Genomic DNA, 17,608 nt, shown 5'->3' with positions numbered 1-17,608 from the left:
GGTGTATATAACTATATGAATGGTCGCACCAATAAATCTAGAACTTTTTATAAAAAGCCATCATTTAGCCTCAAGCTTCGCCCTGGCGCCTGCGCTGGACCAGCGGCACCAGGTAGACCGGCACGCGGGATAACTGCAATACCCGCGCGGCAGTCCTGCCCAACGGCGTCTCGCCGCTCGCCCCCTGGCAATGACTGCCTACGATCAGCAAATCGACAGAGAGTTTCGCAGCCTGTTCAAGAATGACCTGGGAGGGGTCGCCCTGGAACACCCGAACCGACTTGATCAATTTCAGGTCCTGCTGCCCCTCGCCCAACTCTTCGCGAAAATTGTCGAGGACCCGCTGCTCGATGTTAGCCATCACCGTACTCAGACCCTGGCGATGGAATTCGTTCAACGCCTGCTCATCGAGATAGCTCTGCAACACCGATTCGGCGAACAGCCCCATCGGCTCTACCGCATGCACCACATACAACTCGGCTTCAAACGTCCGTGCCAACGCCAAGGCATGCTGCATCACATACGGGGCGTACAGCCCCAGGTCCGTGGCATACAGCATCGAACGAATCATGTGACCTCCTCGAGTGCCAGGATGGCGGAGATTGATTCAGCTTAGCAGCGCCCCGGGGAACGGGCGCTCAGGGCTTCACTTCGTTACTGATGCCGTGGGGCACATGCCCGGTGGCGACCACTTCCCGGGCAAGCTCGCAGTGCCCGGTCTGGTCGTCGAAAAACACGTCGGCGGCAAAGGCTTCGAGGAAGGCGGACTTGGTCAGACCACCGAGAAACAGCGACTCGTCCAGGCGGATGTCCCATTCGCGCAGCGTGCGGATGACCCGCTCATGGGCCGGCGCCGAACGGGCGGTGACCAGCGCGGTCCGGATCGGGCAGGCGTCCTCGGGGAATTCGCGTTGCAGCGCATTGAGCGCCGCCAGGAACCCCTTGAACGGCCCTCCTCGCAGCGGCTCGCGCGCGGCCTGGCGTTCGCTGGCCTGGAACGCCTCCAGGCCACCAGCCTGATAGACGCGCTCAGACTCGTCGGAAAACAGCACCGCGTCGCCGTCAAAGGCAATGCGCAGCTCTTCGCTGGCGGCGCGGCTGGCACCGCCCGAAAGGATCGTCGCCGCGGCAAATCCGGCATCCAGGGCACTGCGTACATCTTCAGCGTGAGTGGACAGGAACAGATCACAGCCGAAAGCCTTGAGGTACGGGTATGGGCTGCGACCGCCGACAAACGCGGCACGGGAAATCGCCAATCCATAGTGGTGAATCGAGTTGAAGACCCGCAGGCCGGTGTCGGCGCTGTTACGCGAAACCAGGATGACCTCGACGCGGGCACGGCCCAGGTGCTCGTTGAGGTTGAGCAGTTTCTGCACGAGCGCGAAGGCATCCCCCGGCTCAAGGACTTCATCCTCGTGTTCGATCTGGTATTGCCGATAGGCTTCGACGCCCCCCGACAGGTAAACCTTGTGGCTTTCGCTCAGGTCGAACAGCGCTCGCGACGAAATCGCCAGCACCAGCCTGTCATCGATATTGTTTGCCATGCTTCCCCCGTTTCGTCCGATCAGTGTTTGCGTCGATCGATGAACGCCAGCGCCTGATACAAGGCTTCGATTTTCGGCAACTCGCACCCCGCCGCCCTGGCCCTCGCCAGTGGCCGAGCGTAGATCGCCTCCAGCTCCAACGGGCGCCGTTGGGAATAGTCGTGGTACATGCTGGGCCAATAGTCGGGCATTTTTCCGGTCATCGTGAACAGATATTCCGCGTAGCCTGGCGCGATCTCATGACCGCAGGCTTGTGCGCCACGTACCACTTCAGCCATCAGCGCCTGGATCAGTCCACGACTGTGGTCGTCTGCCATCAACGGCGTGGTGCTCGCGCCGAGCAGAACCGAAAGGCCGTTATAGGGCACGTTCCACACCAGTTTCTGCCAGCGTGCCTGCCCGAGGTCTGGCATGGCCTGGGAATCCAGGCCCGCAGCCCGGAACAGCCCCGCGCCCTCCTCGACGATCGCCATGCGTGCGGCCTGATCCGTCCCAGGACCGCTGTGGTAACCGATGTTGATTGCTCCGAGCGCCTGGTGGGCAATGACGCCCGGGCCGAGCCGATTCACGCAGATCAGGCACAAGCCGCCAAGCAGGTGCAGTGAATCGGGTAACAGTGGCCGCAGTTCCTCTTCGACATCGAGGCCATTCTGCAGCAACAGGACTTTCGCGCCGTCGGCCGCGGCCTGGATGATGGCTGGGGCCAGGTCGGCATTGCTGGTGGTCTTGGCACCGACCAGCAGCCAGTCGCAAGGCGGCATGTCGGCCGCCGAGCGATAGGCCTGGGCCGGCTGGAGCGTCAGCGCGCCATGCACCGCGCTGTCGACCCGCAGGCCAGCCTCGGCCACGGCGGCAAATTCGCTGCGCAGCAGAAAGTGAACGTCGTAGCCGGCACGAGCCAGCATCACGCCATAGAACCCGCCAATCGCGCCTGTGCCGATCACCCCGATCCTCGGTTTACCGCCTGCCTGCATCACACGACTCCTCTGGTGAACAATCCCTGCACACTATCAGCGCGAGCGGCCAGGCATGCAAACGTCCTTACACCCGGTTACCTATTCCTTCGCGGGCCGACTCGATCACGGTTACCCGGAAAATAGGGGAGTAAACCCGCCCCTGCCCATTGTCGAGCCACCTCTTAACGCGCTAAGGTTCGGCTCCCCGCCGCGCTTAAATCCGCTGTGCACCGCCGCGCGGGGATCGCTGGCGGCCGGCACCCGTGACCTGACGAGTAACACGATGGCTGATTTACCGATCAATGACCTTAACGTCGCCTCCAACGAGACCCTCATCACGCCTGACCAGCTCAAGCGCGATATCCCCCTGAGCGATGCTGCGCTGCGCACCGTGACCAAGGGCCGGGAAGTCATCCGCAACATTCTCGACGGCACCGACCATCGCCTGTTCGTGGTCATCGGGCCCTGCTCGATCCATGACATCAAGGCCGCCCATGAATATGCCGAGCGCCTGAAAGTGCTCGCGGCGGAAGTCTCCGACACCTTGTACCTGGTGATGCGGGTGTATTTCGAAAAGCCCCGGACCACCGTCGGCTGGAAAGGCCTGATCAACGACCCTTACCTGGACGACTCCTTCAAGATCCAGGATGGCCTGCACATCGGTCGCCAGTTGCTGCTGGACCTGGCCGAAATGGGCTTGCCCACCGCCACCGAAGCCCTGGACCCGATCTCCCCGCAATATCTGCAGGACCTGATCAGCTGGTCGGCCATCGGCGCGCGCACCACCGAATCCCAGACCCACCGCGAAATGGCTTCCGGCCTGTCATCTGCAGTGGGCTTCAAGAACGGCACCGACGGCGGCCTCACCGTGGCGATCAACGCCTTGCAATCGGTGTCCAGTCCTCACCGTTTCCTGGGCATCAACCAGGAAGGCGGCGTTTCGATCGTCACCACCAAGGGCAACGCCTACGGCCACGTCGTGCTGCGTGGCGGCAACGGCAAGCCGAACTATGACTCGGTCAGCGTCGCGCTGTGCGAGCAGGCGCTGAACAAGGCGAACATCAAGCCGAACATCATGGTTGATTGCAGCCACGCCAACTCCAACAAGGATCCGGCATTGCAGCCGCTGGTGATGGAAAACGTCGCCAACCAGATCCTCGAGGGCAACCAGTCGATCATCGGCCTGATGGTCGAAAGCCACTTGAACTGGGGCTGCCAGGCGATTCCGAAGGACCTTGCCGATTTGCAGTACGGCGTCTCCATCACCGATGCCTGCATCGACTGGAGCGCCACCGAGAAGACCCTGCGCGGCATGCACGCCAAACTCAAGGACGTGCTGCCAAAGCGTCAGCGCAGCTGATCGGGTTTTATTCCCAAACTTCAACACATAAAAAAACGCCGGGCTTCTCAGTCCGGCGTTTTTTATCGGGAATCATTGCGTCAGAGCTTCGCCGCGTGCCGCTGGTGCCGCTCCATGTAGCGCTCCACATAGGAGCAGGACGGGATCACCGTGTAGCCCATTTCTTCAGCGTACTTCAACGCCTCTTCGGTCAACTTCGCAGCAATCCCCCTGCCACGCAGCGCGTTAGGCACGAAGGTGCGATAGATGTCCAGGGTCTGTTTGCCCAGGTCCATGTAGGTCAGATAGGCACGATGACCGTCCACAATGGTCTCGAACTGATGACCAGCCTGGTCATGGTGGATGGAAACCGCCTCGCTCATCACTACTCCTCGCGGGTCTGAATGCCGACCCCTACCTTACCGATGTTTTTCCGGCGAAGGAACATCTACGCCACCCCGTGCCTGTCTGGTCACCGAGCGCAAAAAACCAATCGCTCAAACCCGAGCACGTCGTGAATAGTAGGCACCAATGACGCAAATGCTCAAGGCACGCCTGTCACCGAGGTGTTAAACCTCGACGGGTTTATCGATTGAGCGACACGGTCGCGCGGTAGTCGGCCAAGGCGCAATAGGTGAACATCGCCAGTTGTTGAGTCTTGGACGAGCGCCGATTGTTAAAGTCACCGTCACCGGCAATAAAAAGATGCCGGGACGATTGCACAAAAAATGAACAAAACTCTAAGGGAATCAATAAACAGCGACTTTAGCGCAGGCCTGTGAGTTGCCGCGTCAACGGAACTTTTCTTCATCGCCGTGCTCCATTCCGGGGCTTGGCGCTGGGTATTTTTCAAACACCGCTCGGAAAAGTTGCTTGAAAAAGAATCACCGCCTACAATTTTTTTGCTTCTTGCGCTACGTCAGTTTACTTACTACAAGTAATGAGTAGTATGTACGCCGGCTAACTCCTCACTCTGGGGAGACAGTCACTAAATAGAAAGTCCTTTGAAGGGGAACACGATGAACAACGTTCTGAAATTCTCTGCTCTGGCCCTGGCCGCAGTTCTGGCTACCGGTTGCAGCAGCGCATCGAAAGAAACCGAAGCACGTCTGACTGCCACCGAAGACGCAGCAGCTCGCGCCCAAGCTCGTGCAGACGAAGCCTACCGCAAAGCTGATGAAGCTCTGGCTGCTGCTCAAAAAGCACAACAGACTGCTGACGAAGCTAACGAGCGTGCTCTGCGCATGCTGGAAAAAGCTAGCCGCAAGTAATAGTCCTTCGGGATTGTTATCGAGCCGACCCATTACTGGGTCGGCTTTTTTATTGCCCGGAGTTTTCCCCGGCGATAAAAAACCCGCCGACATCCTTGGATGTGGGCGGGTCAGGTTGGCGCGTCGCCCTATTGCGTCAGGTCGATCGGCGCGCTCGATACCATCGGTGCCGAGGCACTCGGAACAGCGATCTCTATCGGCAGGCCGTCTTCAGCGGCCACCACGTCACGCACCACATCCCAGTTCATGCGCAAGTTGCTGGTGATGTCCTCACGCTTGAGCATCGCGTTGATGACCGCGGTGTGTTTGTCCACCACCGACGGGTTGCCCTTGTCGTCCAGCGGAGTGTGGGCTTCCAGGTAAACCTTGCCGCCACTCAGACCCAGTTTGTACGGGTCGTTGATGATCCGGACCGAAGTCCCCACCGGCACCATGCCGGCCATCTCCAGCACGTTGTTGTTGAACATCCGGAAGCAGCCGTGGCTGGTACGCATGCCAATGCCGAATTTCTTGTTCGAGCCATGGATCAGGTAACCCGGCGTCCCCAGCGTGAACTTGAACGGGCCCAGCGGGTTATCGGGGCCTGCCGGAACCACATTTGGCAAGGGATCGCCGTCGGCGGCATGTTCAGCCTTGATCGAGGCCGGCGGGGTCCACGTCGGGTTTGGCGTCTTGGCGATGATGCTGGTGTGGGCGATGGGCGAGCCCCAACCTTCGCGACCGATTCCCAGCGGGAAGGTGTAGACCACGTTCCGCCCCTTGGGGAAATAATAGAGGCGGTATTCCGCGAGGTTGATCACGATGCCTTCGCGCGGGCCCGGTGGCAGGATGAAACGGGTCGGCAAGACGATTTCAGTGCCAGCACCCGGCAACCACGGATCAACGCCCGGGTTGGCGGCGACCATCTCGGTGTAACCCAGGTCATAGGTGGTGCCCAGGTCAGCGAAGGTGTCTTCGTACTTGGCCTTGATGACCTGCACCTGGCCGATGATGTCTTCACCCGGTGGCGGCAGAGGCAACTCCAATGCAGCAACGGGACCCGCCATACACAGGGCGGCAAGAGACAGGCAGCGGGCGACGGCAGGCAAGCGCGGCAACATCCGGGAAATCCTTCGCAGATCGAACAGAGGGTATGAAAACGCGATTGTACACTGCGTCCCGTTATTTCGGGGAGAGCGGTGCCGAAGCGTCCGATGTGTAGCATTCTGGACGGGAGCGCAATCCCGTGGGAGCGAGCCTGCTCGCGAATGCGATGGATCAGCTTGCATGGATGCCCGACGTGCGGCCGCCCTCGCGAGCAGGCTCGCTCCCACAAGGGCGTCGGATCAAGGGATCACAACTCGAACCGCAGCTCCGGCCAGATCGGCGAGGTACCGCGCTTCTGCGATTCCAGGATCGCCCGGCACAAGGAGCAGAGGCGATGGTCCTGGAAAATCCTGCGGTCGACGGCCGACCAGCGTGGCTGCGCCGGCAAAAGACTGCCGCAAAGGGTCCGGTCGGCCGAGCCGCCGAGCTCCAGCTGCCGGGTCACCAGATGCACCCGCACTTCCTGGCAGGCGAACAGATCCAGCTGTTCGTCAGGCTCGATCAGTTGGTAGGCAAACAGGGACCAGGCGGGACGCGGCATCGGGGGCTCCAAATCGGGGGCGCCACATTAGCCGAAAGACCGCCTGTAGAAAAGCGTCAAAGCAGCGGTTTCAGCGTCGGCCAGACATTTTCCAGCAACTTGCCCTGGGCCGCGACGGACGGGTGCAATCCGTCGCCCTGCATCATTCCCTGGACGCCGCCGACATCCTTGAGGAAAAACGGCACCAGCGGGACTTTTTTCTCCTCGGCCAAGGTGCTGTAGACCTTCGAGAAAGCCTCGGTGTAGCGTCGCCCATAGTTCGGCGGCAACTGCATGCCCAGCAAAAGCACCTTGGCACCGCTGGCGCGGGAGCTGTCGATCATCGCTGCAAGGTTTTGTTGCAATTGTGTTGGCGGCTGTCCACGCAGGCCATCGTTGCCTCCCAACTCCAGGACCACCAGCTCCGGCTTATGGGCTGCAAGCAGCGTCGGCAGGCGCGCCAGGCCGCCTGCGCTGGTGTCGCCACTGATCGATGCATTGACCACTTTATCGTCGAAACCCTCGGCCTTGAGCCGTTGTTCCAGCAACGACACCCAGCCTTGGCGGGTATCCAGGCCGAAAGCCGCGCTGATACTATCGCCAACGATCAGGACTGTACCCGCCGCTGCGTTCTGGACCATGCACATCAAGGCCAGGCCGGCACTCAAAAACCACACTCGCATCGGATTCTCCATGGGCTCAAGCATTCTCACCGCGAAGGACCTTAGCAAAGTGGTTCCCAGCGCGGAAGGTGAACTGACCATCCTGCACGAACTCAGCCTGGAACTGAACAAGGGCGACAGCCTGGCCATCGTCGGCGCGTCCGGTTCCGGCAAATCCACGCTCCTTGGACTGCTGGCCGGCCTCGACCTGCCCAGCAGCGGTGAAGTGACCCTCGCAGGCCAAGCCCTCAGCGCACTGGACGAAGACCAGCGCGCCCGGGTTCGCGCCGAACACGTCGGTTTCGTTTTCCAGTCGTTCCAACTGCTCGACAGCCTCAACGCGCTGGAGAACGTCATGCTGCCGCTGGAACTGGATGGCCGCAAGGATGCCCGGGAACGCGCTACACAACTGCTGCAACGGGTCGGCCTCGGCCAACGGCTGACGCATTCGCCACGCCAGCTCTCGGGCGGCGAACAACAACGCGTCGCGATTGCCCGCGCCTTTGCCGCCGAGCCCGACGTGCTGTTCGCCGACGAGCCGACCGGCAACCTCGACAGCCACACCGGCGAACGCATCAGCGATCTGCTGTTCGAGCTGAACAAGGAACGCGGCACCACCCTGGTGCTGGTGACCCACGACGAACGCCTGGCCCATCGCTGCCGGCGCCTGATCCGACTTGAAGCCGGCCTGATGGTCGCGCCCCTGGAGCCTTGATGGCACGCTTGCCCTTGTTGCGCCTGTTCAGCCTTGCCCTGCGCCAGTTGCTGCGCGATGCCCGCGCCGGCGAGTTGCGCGTGCTGTTCTTCGCCCTGCTGGTGGCCGTGGCGGCGAGCACCGCCATCGGTTACTTCGGCGCCCGCCTGAACGGCGCGATGATGATGCGCGCGACCGAATTTCTCGGCGCCGACCTGCTGCTCGAGGGCAGCTCCCCTGCCCGCCCGGAGCAGATCCGCAGCGGCACCGAACTGGGCCTGGAACATGCCCGAGTGGTGGAGTTCTCCAGCGTTGTCGCCACCGACAACGGTATCCAGCTGTCCAGCGTCAAGGCAGCCGATGACATCTATCCCTTGCGCGGGGAACTGAAAAGCGCCCCGGCGCCCTTCGCCCCGGAAGAGACCGGTGGACGACCAGCCCCCGGGGAGGCCTGGGTCGAAGCACGGCTGCTGACCGCGCTGGACCTGAAGATCGGTGACAGCATCGATGTCGGCAACAAGACCGTTCGCCTCAGCCGCGTGCTGACTTATGAGCCGGACCGAGCCGGTAACTTCTACAGCCTGACCCCGCGCGTCATGATCAACCTCAAGGACCTGGACGCCACGGGCGTGGTGCAACCCGGCAGCCGGGTCAGCTATCGCGACCTGTGGCGCGGCCCGGCGTCGGCGCTGCAAACCTATCGCGACCTGGTCAAGCCAGGTCTTGAGCCGAACCAGCGCCTGCAGGACGCTCGCGACGGCAATCGCCAGATCGGCGGCGCCCTGGGCAAGGCCGAGCGCTACCTGAACATGGCCAGCCTGGTGGCGGTGCTGCTGTCCGGCGTTGCCGTGGCCCTCTCCGCCAACCGTTTCGCCACTCGACGCTTCGATGCCAGTGCTTTGCTGCGCTGCCTTGGCCTGTCGCGCCGGGAAACCATGGTGCTGTTCAGCCTGCAACTGGCCGTGCTGGGCCTGTTGGCGAGCATCAGCGGTGCGCTGCTGGGCTGGGTGGCCCAGTTGGGATTGTTTGCCTTGCTGCATGACTTGCTACCCACCGCCGTTCCCCCGGGTGGCCTGTTGCCAGCGATCGCCGGGATCGGCACTGGGCTGGTGGCACTGGCGGGTTTTGCCTTGCCGCCGCTCGCTGCACTGGGCCGGGTCCCACCGTTGCGCGTACTGCGTCGGGACATGTTGCCGATTCCCTCCAGTAGCTGGGTGGTCTACGGTGCGGCCCTCGGTGCGCTCGGGCTGATCATGTGGCGCCTGAGCCTGGACCTGGTGCTGACTTTCGCGCTGCTCGGTGGTGGGGTGATTGCCGCACTGGTGCTCGGCGGACTGCTGTTGCTGGTGCTGCAGAGCCTGCGTCGGATGCTGGCCCGGGCCTCGCTGCCCTGGCGGTTGGGACTCGGTCAGCTGTTGCGCCATCCCTTGGCGGCAGCCGGCCAGGCCCTGGCGTTTGGCCTGATCCTGTTGTCCATGGCCTTGATCGCGCTGCTGCGCGGCGAGTTGCTGGACACCTGGCAAAACCAGTTGCCAAAAAACGCCCCGAACTATTTCGCCTTGAACATCCTGCCCAACGACAAGCAAGCCTTCACCGACAAGCTGATGGCGTTGTCGGCGCAGTCGGCCCCGCTCTACCCCGTGGTACCGGGACGGCTGATCAGCATCAACGGCGAGCCGGCCAAGGAGTTCGTCACCAAGGATTCGGCCGGTGACCGTGCGCTGCAACGCGACTTAAGCCTGACCTGGGCGGCGGAGCTGCCGGCGGGCAACGTCGTCACGGCCGGGAACTGGTGGCCGCAACAGCCACCGGACGATATCCCGGGGGTTTCGGTGGAAGGCAAGGTGGCCGAGAACCTCAAGATCAAACTGGGCGACCGCCTGGTGTTCAACGTCGGCGGCCTCAACCGGGAAGCCAAGGTCACCAGCCTGCGGGAAATCAACTGGGACAATTTCCAGCCGAACTTCTTCATGATTTTCCAGCCCGGTACGCTGAAGGACCTGCCGGCGACCTACCTCACCAGCTTCTACCTGGCTCCCGGCCATGACCAGCAGATCGTCGACCTGTCCCGCGCCTTCCCGGCCGTGACGATCCTGCAAGTCGAGGCGTTGCTCGAACAGCTGCGCAGCATCCTGGCCCAGGTGACCCTGGCCGTGGAATACGTATTGCTGTTTGTGCTGGCGGCGGGGATGGCGGTGCTGTTCTCCGGCTTGCAGGCCACCCTCGACGAAAGGATCCGCCAAGGCGCGCTGCTGCGTGCCCTGGGCGCCGAGCGGCCGCTGTTGACCAAGGCCCGGCGCATCGAATTCGGCCTGTTGGGTGCGGTCAGCGGTTTGCTCGCGGCGCTGGGTTCGGAACTGGTCAGCCTGGTGCTCTACCGTTATGCCTTCGACTTGCCGTGGCATCCGCATCCATGGCTGCTGGTATTGCCGCTGGTGGGCGCGTTGCTGATCGGTGCGGCGGGCGTATTTGGCACTCGCCGGGCGCTCAACGCCAGCCCACTGACAGTGTTGCGCGAGGGTTGATAGACTTCGGGCCTCGCCATCACTAGAAGTTGCCATGAGCCGCTATCGTCCACCCCGTACCGCCGGCACCGCGCTGATCACCCCCGAGGGTGAAGCGCGGATGCGCGCTGAACTCCATGAACTGTGGCATGTCCGCCGCCCCCAGGTGACCCAGTCGGTCAGCGAAGCGGCGGCCCAGGGTGATCGCTCGGAAAATGCCGAATACACATACGGCAAGAAAATGCTGAGGGAAATCGACAGTCGCGTGCGTTTCCTCACCAAACGCCTCGAAGCACTCAAGGTCGTCAGCGAAAAGCCCAGCGACCCGAACAAGGTGTATTTCGGCGCCTGGGTCACCGTTGAGGATGAGGACGGCAAGGAATCGCGCTATCGCATTGTCGGGCCTGACGAGCTGGACCTGAAGCAGAACCTGATCAGTATCGACTCGCCCCTGGCCCGCGCCCTGATTGGCAAGGCGCTGGACGCTGAAGTCAGGGTCCAGGCGCCAACCGGAGAAAAGCTCGTCTACATCGTCGATATCAGCTATCCGTAGCCCGACTCGCCTCAACGGCGAGTGATCAGCCCCTGCCGTGCAACACGGGTCAAGTGCCGGATCATTTCGGCAGCATCCGCCGCCGTTGGCGACTGGATCACCGCCAGGTCGAAACTGTCATTGGCGAAACGCGCCAGCGATTCACCGTCTTCGACAAACTGGATCAGGAAAGCCGCGGGGCCGTGGCTGCGTCGCGGCCAGCCGTCGAGATAACGCAACAGCGTTGGCTGATGGGTACCGCCCAGGAGAATTTTCGGATTGCGTTGCAGCAGGTTCGCCGTGATCGGCGCCAGGCGTACGAGGGGGCTGGGTGCGTTCATTGTGTCGTGTCTCTGCCTCAAAAGTCTGCATGGCAGGTGAGAGGCAACACCGAACCAGCGCTTTAGCGGTATTTCGAAGCCTTGTTTCATGGCTTCTGTCGGTGACTGGATGAGTCACCTGGCGCCCCGCAAGTAGCTGTTTAAATCGGCGCATGAGCGGCATCCTAGAGAAGCTGACTGACCAGTGTCAAGAATCGATGCGCACAAAAAAGGCCCGTACTGGACGGGCCTTGTTGTCTTGGGCGAGTTATCGACGGGCGATGGCGTTATCCGCCGACAGCTTGCCTGCACCTTCGATCAACACCGCGATACTGCCGGCCAGCAAGGCCAGGGCAAACTCATAACCGTTGTTGGCCATGAACAGACCGTTGCCGATGTGCACGGAGAAAATCGCCACCAGTGACAGGAAGGCCAGACCCAAAGCCGCCGGGCGCGTCAGCAGGCCGATGATCAAGGCCAGCCCGGCGAAAAACTCGGTGCCACCGGCCAGGGTTGCCATCAGGTAGCCAGGCGTCAGGCCGATGCTGTCCATCCATTGCGCCGTGCCCGCCAACCCGTAGCCGCCAAACAGCCCGAACAGTTTCTGCGAGCCATGGGCGGCAAAAATGACCCCGACGACGATGCGCAGGACAGTCAGGCCGTAGCCGGCGCGGGAAAACAGAACCTTGTTGATGAAAGTGCTCATGAGGTGCATTCCTTGGGAGATGTGTGTGTTGGGCGCCATATTAATCAAATAATCGTGAGCAAAAAGCGCAAAAAACCCACCAAACCAATCTATAAATTAGATTATTTAGTCGAAGCCACTTTCCGCTCTTGCGGCTCCAGGGATTCACGCTCTCGATCAAACGCCAGGTAATACTTGTTCACGCTGTTAACGTAGCTGACGGCGCCCATGCCCACCTGCTCCATGGCTATTCGCTCGACCTGGAAAAACCACTGGTCAGGGTTCAAGCCTCGCCGCCGGGCCTCGGCTCGCATGCCTTGGACGCGTTCCGGCCCCATGTTGTACGCAGCCAGGACAAACGCCATGCGTTCGCGCTCGTTGAGCTTGGGGCTGGAGAAGAATTTGCGGCGGATCATGGCCAGGTATTTGGCGCCGGCCTGCACATTGGCATCCAGGTCCTGGATGTTGTTGACCCCGACCCGCTGGGCCGCGGACGGCGTGATCTGCATCAGGCCGGTTGGGCCGCTGCCGCTGCGCGCGTTGGGTTGCAAGGCTGACTCCTTGAACGCCAGGGCCGCCAGGTTGAGCCAGTCCATGCCCTGGGCCTGGGCATGTTTTTGCAGCACCGGCCGAAGTTTTTCCAGGCGTTGGCGATTGGCCCGGGCCAGCGGATAGTGAACCTGGTACAAGCGTCGGTAGATACGCAGGAATGCAGCGTCCTGGTTGTCGGGGACTTTATAGGTGGTGAGGAATCGATCAATGCTCGCCCGCAGCATGGCGGCGTCGCGGCGGACGAACCAATATTCATCGCTCGGCTCGCCGATGAGCACCTGGCGGTCGAAACGCAACTTGGGCAGGATCTTGCCCCAGCGTTCGGCAATGGGTTGTTCCACGATGGTGAGGTGGAAGATCCCGCCCTGGACCATCTCCAACACGTCTTCCACCGCCAGGGTGGGATCGACCCATTCGATTTTCACCGGCGGCAACTTGAGCAACGCCAGCTTCTGGTTGATCTGGCTGACCGCATCCCCCGCCGCGCTGCCGTTGGGCAGCGCCAGGGTCTTGCCAGACAATTGCTCCACGCGCGAATAACGCTTTTCGCCCTTGATCCCCACCAGCAGCAACGGCACATCCGTGCGTATCGGCTCACTGGCGCTCACCGCATGGCCGGCTTGCGGCTCAAGCAGTTCGCCTGGCGCCACCAGATCCCCTTCCCCGCGCTGCAGTGCGCCGAGCAATTGATCCTTGGCCTTGGGAATGATTTTGAGGGTGATTTCCTGGCCATCCCGGGCATGACCATTGAGGTACTGTTCGAAGGCCCGCAAGCGATGGTATTCGACGCCGATGGGCTGGCCCTGGACTTCACCGGAGCTGTTGCGGCTCTGGTTGACCAACACCTTCAGTACCCGGCTGCTACGGATCTGCGCCAGGTCACGCACGGTGCCCGGCGCTACCACTTGCAGCGGTCCGGGCAGGCGTGCTTCGGCCGCCATTGGCAACAGCAGCGAGCAACACAGCAGTAGCAATACCTGGGGACGAACCATCCACACTCCGGAAGGATGTTGCCGAGCCAACCCGGTGGCAAACCGTGGTTGATTCGGCAAAACAGAGCACCGTGGGGCGCTGAAAAGTGCGAAAGACTGGCACAGCGATGGCATTGATACCACCCCGACCTGTCTCGTGGCCTCAACAGACAGCCGCAACTCATTGTAGTTCTTGGCTTTTTTTATAAATCTACAGCTCTGGTATGCTTTCCGACCTTTGGGCCGAGGTAGCACCATGCAACTCATCGATATCGGCGTCAACCTGACCAACCCCAGTTTCGCCGAAAAACACCAGGCGGTGCTTGAGCGCGCCTATGCCGCCGGGGTCTGCCAGTTGGTGCTGACCGGCACTAGCATCGAGGGCAGCGAACAGGCCTTCGAACTATGCCGGCAGCTCGACGAGGACGGGACGCGACTGTTTTCCACCGCCGGCATCCACCCCCACAGCGCCAGCGACTGGACAGCTGACAGCGCCAGGCATTTGCACGAGCTGCTCAAGCAGGACCGTGTGCGCGCGGTGGGTGAATGCGGGTTGGATTTCAATCGTGATTTCTCGCCCCGCCCGCAGCAGGAAAAAGTCCTCGAAGAACACCTCGCGCTTGCCGTGGAGTTGCAAATGCCGGTGTTTCTCCATGAGCGCGACGCCGACCAGCGACTGCTGGAAATTCTTCGGGATTTTCGCGACCGATTGCCCGCCGCTGTGGTGCATTGTTTTACCGGTGAGAAAAAAGCGCTGTTCAGTTACCTGGACCTGGACTTGCACATCGGCATTACCGGGTGGATCTGCGATGAGCGCCGAGGCACACATCTGCATCCGTTGGTGCGGGAAATTCCCCGCGGCCGGCTCATGCTCGAAAGCGACGCCCCGTATCTGCTGCCCCGCACCCTGCGCCCAAAGCCCAAGAACGGTCGCAATGAGCCGGCCTATCTGACAGACGTATTGCGTGAAGTGGCCTTGCACCGGGGCGAAAGCGAGGAAGACCTGGCGGCCCACAGCACGGCGTGCGCGCGGGCGTTTTTCGGCTTGCCGGTGATTTCCTGACCGGAATGGGCCCCTGTGGGAGCGAGCCTGCTGGCGAAAGCGGTCTGTCAGTCAGATTATCTGCAGTAGATCGATCGCCTTCGCGAGCAGGCTCGCTCCTACAAGGGTTCCCTGGTATCCATTGACCCACATCAAAACCCCGCCCCCTGGATAGCAGCAGAATACTGGCACCTTGCCAAAACTGTTTCCGCTATCAGAGAAGACCTTCCATGGGTGCCTGGCTTAGCAATATCTCGCTGAAGTACAAATTCTGGGCGGTCAATGCGGTCGCCTTTGTCACCACATTGCTGTTGGTGCTTTATGCCATGCACCTTGAACAGCAGGTCCGAGGGGTCAGCCTGGGCCAGGTGTTCGGCGAACGCTTCAGTCAATATGCCGTGGCAGTATTCGTGCTGATGCTGGCGATGTTGGGAGCATCGCAGCTATTGATCCGCTTTCTCCTCAGTCAGCTCAACACGTTGAAAGACGTGATGCTGCATGTGGAGAAAAGTGGTGACCTGTCCGCCCGCGTGCCTTTGGCCTGCAAGGACGAAGTGGGCCAGATGGCCGCTGCGTTCAATGCCATGCAGGCCGGCTACCAGCGGGTGGTCGACACCGTTGCCAGCACTGCTCGACAGCTGGATAGCGGCGCGACGCGCCTGGCTTCGAGCATGAACGATGTGCGCCAGGGCATGCTCGGCCAGCAGAGCGAAACGGATCAGGCCGCCACGGCCATCAATGAGATGACCGCCACGGTCTATCACATCGCCCAGCACGCCGGCGCCACCCGCGACCTGTCGAAAACCACCGATATCCTGGCGGGTAACGGACGGCAAGTGGTCAGTCGCGTGCAGCAATCGATCACCGGGCTGTCCACTGGCGTGCAGCAGACCGCCGAGATGATCCAGCGCCTGGCCGAAGACAGCCAGAAGATCAACGGTGTGGTCAATGTGATCCACAGCATCGCCGAGCAGACCAACCTGCTGGCACTCAACGCCGCCATCGAAGCGGCGCGAGCCGGCGAAATGGGCCGGGGTTTCGCAGTCGTGGCCGATGAAGTCCGCAACCTCGCCAAGCGGGTCCAGACCTCGACCGACGAGATCACCGCCATGGTGTCGGCCTTGCAGGCAGGCACCCGCGATGCGGTGGAGTTCATGCAGCAAAGCTCGCAGAAGGCTGATGACTGCGTGCAACAGGCTTGCGAGGCCGGCGACGCGTTGCTGCAGATCACCGAGGCGGTGGCGCAGATGCGCGAGAGCAACACGCAGATCGCGGTCGCAGCCGAACAGCAAAGCCAGGTGGCCGAAGACATGAACCGCGCCGTAGTGAGCATCCGCGACGTGACCGAAAATACCGTGCGCCAGACCGTGGATTCGGCCACCACCAGCGATGAGCTGGCGACGCTGGCGAGTGAGTTGAACAAGGCGATTGGGCAGTTGAAGCTTTAACTCCAGATCTGCTGCATAGCTTCTCCTCACAAAGGAAGCCTCCTCATCAGGGCTGGCCTGATCACAACAGCCTTATGCCTATGACGCCTATCGTTACGATAGCCAACCGTGATTCGCCGCTCTGCCCGGCCCGGCCTATTCTTGGGTTATTCGGATTTCACGGACTCAAGGATAAAGCATCATGGGCAAACGTCACCCCAACCTTCCGGCCTGGCAATGGCGCGCCTACCCCGAGAATCACCGCCACCCGACCAACCTGGTGTTGCATCTGATCGCGGTGCCGCTGTTCATTGTCGCGTTTCTGTTGATCGTATCGGGCGTCTTCAGCCTGAGCCTGGGCGATGTCGCCATCGGCGTGATCGGTGTACTCGCCGCACTCGGATTGCAGCGCCATGGCCATGGTCTTGAGGCGCAGGCCTCAGAACCTTTCAGCGATCGCAAGGACGCCATGTCGCGCCTGCTGGTGGAACAATTCCTGACCTTCCCACGCTTTTTCCTCAGCGGCGGATGGTGGCGCGCCTGGCGGGATCGCCACCGTCACTGAATCGCCGTAACGCCTTAGCCGAAAATCGTCACCGTCTGCCGGCTCATGGCGATCAAGCGGCCATCGGCGCTCCAGAACTTCGCCGCGACATGGCCATACCCATCCTGGGCGTGCTCGATCTCGGCCAGGTACTGGCACCAATCCAATGTCGTGAGCTCAAGCAATGGCTGGACGAACTCGATGGTCCAGGTCAGCGTGCTGCCCGGTGCCATTTGCGTCAGGTGAGGCAACAACGCCGGCGGCCAGGCGTCCACCAACGCCAGGATATGGCCTTCGTCCAGCGCCTCCTCTTTCACATCACCGCGCAAGCGCACCCAGCCGCCCATGCTTCGGGACTTGTTACCGGAAAACGGCAGGCCGCCGACGCTCCAGCGCATCGCCAGATGCCGCATGAATTCCGGTGTCCCGCCTTTGATGTAGGGCAGTTCCTGGCATTGCTCGACGTCCTTGAACGGCGGCGCGGGATCAGCCTGTACTGCCACCACCGAGGTTCGCGATGCGCCAAAGCTGCCTTGCACCACAGTCACCACCTGGCCTTTCTGCACAGCGCGCCCCAGCACCTGGCTGACAGCCTTGCCCTCACGCAATATATCGACCTCGAAACTGACCGGGACATCCGGTTCGACCGGGCCGACAAAGGTGATCGCCAGCGAGCGCACCGGGCGGTCGGCCGGAACCCGGGCACGCATCGCCTCGTATTGCAGCGCCGCCACCAGGCCGCCAAAACTGGCCCGGCCCTGACCCCACTCAGGTGGAATGGTGACGGCGCCTGGCTGATGACGCACGGCATCGATCAAATCGGAAAAGCGCATGGCAACCTCGAAAAGACGGGAAAACGATGATGGATATTAACTATCCCGAGCGGGCAGTACAGCGCTCATTCCGGCCAAAGAGGCTGACAGAAAAGCCGTGTGTTCTGAATACGCCTTGATTCCCTG

General features: G+C 61.6%; 19 protein-coding genes. 8 read left to right on the top strand and 11 right to left on the bottom strand.

The features are described from left to right. Positions 1 to 70: 70 nt before the first annotated feature. From J3P96_RS08980 to J3P96_RS08970, 3 genes are all read right to left on the bottom strand, one after another. Entirely contained in the window at positions 71 to 571 is a 501-nt protein-coding gene (locus J3P96_RS08980) for a universal stress protein (RefSeq protein ID WP_305499752.1), read from the bottom strand. A 67-nt stretch (positions 572 to 638) separates the two neighbouring features. Continuing rightward, positions 639 to 1,544 (bottom strand): 5'-nucleotidase, encoded by a 906-nt coding sequence (locus tag J3P96_RS08975; RefSeq protein WP_434572801.1) that lies wholly within the window; start codon positions 1,542 to 1,544, stop codon positions 639 to 641. 20 nt (positions 1,545 to 1,564) lie between these two features. Beyond that, the gene (locus tag J3P96_RS08970) at positions 1,565 to 2,518 is read right to left on the bottom strand and encodes a putative 2-dehydropantoate 2-reductase (RefSeq protein WP_434656560.1); all 954 of its coding nucleotides are present in this window, start codon (positions 2,516 to 2,518) and stop codon (positions 1,565 to 1,567) included. Between the two features lie 265 nt (positions 2,519 to 2,783). Between J3P96_RS08970 and J3P96_RS08965 the strand changes: the two genes are divergently transcribed. Beyond that, on the top strand, positions 2,784 to 3,860 hold the full coding sequence (locus J3P96_RS08965; protein WP_305499748.1) for a 3-deoxy-7-phosphoheptulonate synthase: 1,077 nt from the start codon (positions 2,784 to 2,786) through the stop codon (positions 3,858 to 3,860). An 80-nt stretch (positions 3,861 to 3,940) separates the two neighbouring features. On the opposite strand, the gene J3P96_RS08960 is transcribed toward J3P96_RS08965, so the two are convergent. Next, positions 3,941 to 4,222 carry a GNAT family N-acetyltransferase gene (locus J3P96_RS08960; RefSeq protein ID WP_186610534.1) on the bottom strand — a complete coding sequence of 94 codons (282 nt, stop codon included), beginning with the start codon at positions 4,220 to 4,222 and terminating at the stop codon, positions 3,941 to 3,943. Between the two features lie 636 nt (positions 4,223 to 4,858). Between J3P96_RS08960 and oprI the strand changes: the two genes are divergently transcribed. Next, complete coding sequence (gene oprI, locus J3P96_RS08955; RefSeq protein WP_011335311.1) at positions 4,859 to 5,110, top strand: outer membrane lipoprotei OprI; 252 nt, start codon at positions 4,859 to 4,861, stop codon at positions 5,108 to 5,110. 128 nt (positions 5,111 to 5,238) lie between these two features. Here oprI and J3P96_RS08950 read toward each other — a convergent pair whose 3' ends face one another. From J3P96_RS08950 to J3P96_RS08940, 3 genes are all read right to left on the bottom strand, one after another. Then, the gene (locus J3P96_RS08950) at positions 5,239 to 6,210 is read right to left on the bottom strand and encodes a L,D-transpeptidase family protein (protein ID WP_305499745.1); all 972 of its coding nucleotides are present in this window, start codon (positions 6,208 to 6,210) and stop codon (positions 5,239 to 5,241) included. Between the two features lie 233 nt (positions 6,211 to 6,443). Further along, positions 6,444 to 6,737: a hypothetical protein gene (locus tag J3P96_RS08945; RefSeq protein WP_024776677.1), complete on the bottom strand. Its 294-nt coding sequence runs from the start codon at positions 6,735 to 6,737 to the stop codon at positions 6,444 to 6,446. Positions 6,738 to 6,793: 56 nt separating this feature from the next. Further along, a complete protein-coding gene (locus tag J3P96_RS08940; RefSeq protein ID WP_305499743.1) occupies positions 6,794 to 7,399 on the bottom strand; it encodes an arylesterase in 606 nt (201 codons plus the stop codon). A gap of 10 nt (positions 7,400 to 7,409) precedes the next feature. Between J3P96_RS08940 and J3P96_RS08935 the strand changes: the two genes are divergently transcribed. The 3 genes from J3P96_RS08935 to greB are packed head-to-tail and all read left to right on the top strand — an operon-like array spanning position 7,410 to position 11,129. After that, positions 7,410 to 8,093, top strand: a complete 684-nt coding sequence (locus J3P96_RS08935; protein WP_305499741.1) for an ABC transporter ATP-binding protein — start codon at positions 7,410 to 7,412, stop codon at positions 8,091 to 8,093. Next, complete coding sequence (locus tag J3P96_RS08930) at positions 8,093 to 10,597, top strand: ABC transporter permease (protein ID WP_305499740.1); 2,505 nt, start codon at positions 8,093 to 8,095, stop codon at positions 10,595 to 10,597. Before J3P96_RS08935 ends, J3P96_RS08930 begins: the two co-directional genes overlap by 1 nt. A gap of 34 nt (positions 10,598 to 10,631) precedes the next feature. Beyond that, positions 10,632 to 11,129 carry a transcription elongation factor GreB gene (gene greB, locus J3P96_RS08925; RefSeq protein ID WP_305499739.1) on the top strand — a complete coding sequence of 166 codons (498 nt, stop codon included), beginning with the start codon at positions 10,632 to 10,634 and terminating at the stop codon, positions 11,127 to 11,129. Between the two features lie 11 nt (positions 11,130 to 11,140). On the opposite strand, the gene J3P96_RS08920 is transcribed toward greB, so the two are convergent. The 3 genes from J3P96_RS08920 to J3P96_RS08910 all read right to left on the bottom strand — a co-directional run bounded on the left by J3P96_RS08920 (position 11,141) and on the right by J3P96_RS08910 (position 13,657). Beyond that, complete coding sequence (locus tag J3P96_RS08920; protein WP_434656557.1) at positions 11,141 to 11,449, bottom strand: class I SAM-dependent methyltransferase; 309 nt, start codon at positions 11,447 to 11,449, stop codon at positions 11,141 to 11,143. A gap of 247 nt (positions 11,450 to 11,696) precedes the next feature. Then, positions 11,697 to 12,134, bottom strand: coding sequence for a DoxX family protein (locus J3P96_RS08915; protein WP_434572789.1), 438 nt, complete (start codon positions 12,132 to 12,134; stop codon positions 11,697 to 11,699). A gap of 101 nt (positions 12,135 to 12,235) precedes the next feature. Next, a complete protein-coding gene (locus J3P96_RS08910; RefSeq protein ID WP_434601407.1) occupies positions 12,236 to 13,657 on the bottom strand; it encodes a transglycosylase SLT domain-containing protein in 1,422 nt (473 codons plus the stop codon). 235 nt (positions 13,658 to 13,892) lie between these two features. On the opposite strand from J3P96_RS08910, the gene J3P96_RS08905 reads away from it, so the two are divergent. The 3 genes from J3P96_RS08905 to J3P96_RS08895 all read left to right on the top strand — a co-directional run bounded on the left by J3P96_RS08905 (position 13,893) and on the right by J3P96_RS08895 (position 16,670). After that, positions 13,893 to 14,699 carry a TatD family hydrolase gene (locus J3P96_RS08905; RefSeq protein ID WP_434656556.1) on the top strand — a complete coding sequence of 269 codons (807 nt, stop codon included), beginning with the start codon at positions 13,893 to 13,895 and terminating at the stop codon, positions 14,697 to 14,699. Between the two features lie 209 nt (positions 14,700 to 14,908). Beyond that, entirely contained in the window at positions 14,909 to 16,126 is a 1,218-nt protein-coding gene (locus J3P96_RS08900; protein ID WP_434656554.1) for a methyl-accepting chemotaxis protein, read from the top strand. A 181-nt stretch (positions 16,127 to 16,307) separates the two neighbouring features. Continuing rightward, entirely contained in the window at positions 16,308 to 16,670 is a 363-nt protein-coding gene (locus J3P96_RS08895; protein WP_305499732.1) for an Mpo1-like protein, read from the top strand. A gap of 14 nt (positions 16,671 to 16,684) precedes the next feature. Here the strand turns inward: J3P96_RS08895 and J3P96_RS08890 are convergent, their stop codons facing one another. Beyond that, positions 16,685 to 17,482: an acyl-CoA thioesterase gene (locus J3P96_RS08890; RefSeq protein WP_434629409.1), complete on the bottom strand. Its 798-nt coding sequence runs from the start codon at positions 17,480 to 17,482 to the stop codon at positions 16,685 to 16,687. Positions 17,483 to 17,608: the final 126 nt, after the last annotated feature.

This window comes from Pseudomonas sp. R3-56, from assembly GCF_051132075.1.
In the GTDB taxonomy this organism is placed as follows: domain Bacteria; phylum Pseudomonadota; class Gammaproteobacteria; order Pseudomonadales; family Pseudomonadaceae; genus Aquipseudomonas.
This window is presented reverse-complemented; position numbering and strand designations above follow the sequence as displayed.

What these genes read in the sequence shown, in the direction of transcription:
- J3P96_RS08950 (WP_305499745.1), bottom strand. Translation starts at nt 6,210, where the DNA reads ATGTTGCCGCGCTTGCCTGCCGTCGCCCGCTGCCTGTCTCTTGCCGCC.
- J3P96_RS08970 (WP_434656560.1), bottom strand. Translation starts at nt 2,518, where the DNA reads ATGCAGGCAGGCGGTAAACCGAGGATCGGGGTGATCGGCACAGGCGCG.
- J3P96_RS08910 (WP_434601407.1), bottom strand. Translation starts at nt 13,657, where the DNA reads ATGGTTCGTCCCCAGGTATTGCTACTGCTGTGTTGCTCGCTGCTGTTG.
- J3P96_RS08960 (WP_186610534.1), bottom strand. Translation starts at nt 4,222, where the DNA reads ATGAGCGAGGCGGTTTCCATCCACCATGACCAGGCTGGTCATCAGTTC.
- J3P96_RS08915 (WP_434572789.1), bottom strand. Translation starts at nt 12,134, where the DNA reads ATGAGCACTTTCATCAACAAGGTTCTGTTTTCCCGCGCCGGCTACGGC.
- J3P96_RS08945 (WP_024776677.1), bottom strand. Translation starts at nt 6,737, where the DNA reads ATGCCGCGTCCCGCCTGGTCCCTGTTTGCCTACCAACTGATCGAGCCT.
- J3P96_RS08965 (WP_305499748.1), top strand. Translation starts at nt 2,784, where the DNA reads ATGGCTGATTTACCGATCAATGACCTTAACGTCGCCTCCAACGAGACC.
- greB (WP_305499739.1), top strand. Translation starts at nt 10,632, where the DNA reads ATGAGCCGCTATCGTCCACCCCGTACCGCCGGCACCGCGCTGATCACC.
- J3P96_RS08895 (WP_305499732.1), top strand. Translation starts at nt 16,308, where the DNA reads ATGGGCAAACGTCACCCCAACCTTCCGGCCTGGCAATGGCGCGCCTAC.
- J3P96_RS08920 (WP_434656557.1), bottom strand. Translation starts at nt 11,449, where the DNA reads ATGAACGCACCCAGCCCCCTCGTACGCCTGGCGCCGATCACGGCGAAC.
- J3P96_RS08975 (WP_434572801.1), bottom strand. Translation starts at nt 1,544, where the DNA reads ATGGCAAACAATATCGATGACAGGCTGGTGCTGGCGATTTCGTCGCGA.
- J3P96_RS08935 (WP_305499741.1), top strand. Translation starts at nt 7,410, where the DNA reads ATGGGCTCAAGCATTCTCACCGCGAAGGACCTTAGCAAAGTGGTTCCC.
- J3P96_RS08940 (WP_305499743.1), bottom strand. Translation starts at nt 7,399, where the DNA reads ATGCGAGTGTGGTTTTTGAGTGCCGGCCTGGCCTTGATGTGCATGGTC.
- J3P96_RS08930 (WP_305499740.1), top strand. Translation starts at nt 8,093, where the DNA reads ATGGCACGCTTGCCCTTGTTGCGCCTGTTCAGCCTTGCCCTGCGCCAG.
- J3P96_RS08900 (WP_434656554.1), top strand. Translation starts at nt 14,909, where the DNA reads ATGGGTGCCTGGCTTAGCAATATCTCGCTGAAGTACAAATTCTGGGCG.
- J3P96_RS08980 (WP_305499752.1), bottom strand. Translation starts at nt 571, where the DNA reads ATGATTCGTTCGATGCTGTATGCCACGGACCTGGGGCTGTACGCCCCG.
- J3P96_RS08905 (WP_434656556.1), top strand. Translation starts at nt 13,893, where the DNA reads ATGCAACTCATCGATATCGGCGTCAACCTGACCAACCCCAGTTTCGCC.
- J3P96_RS08890 (WP_434629409.1), bottom strand. Translation starts at nt 17,482, where the DNA reads ATGCGCTTTTCCGATTTGATCGATGCCGTGCGTCATCAGCCAGGCGCC.
- oprI (WP_011335311.1), top strand. Translation starts at nt 4,859, where the DNA reads ATGAACAACGTTCTGAAATTCTCTGCTCTGGCCCTGGCCGCAGTTCTG.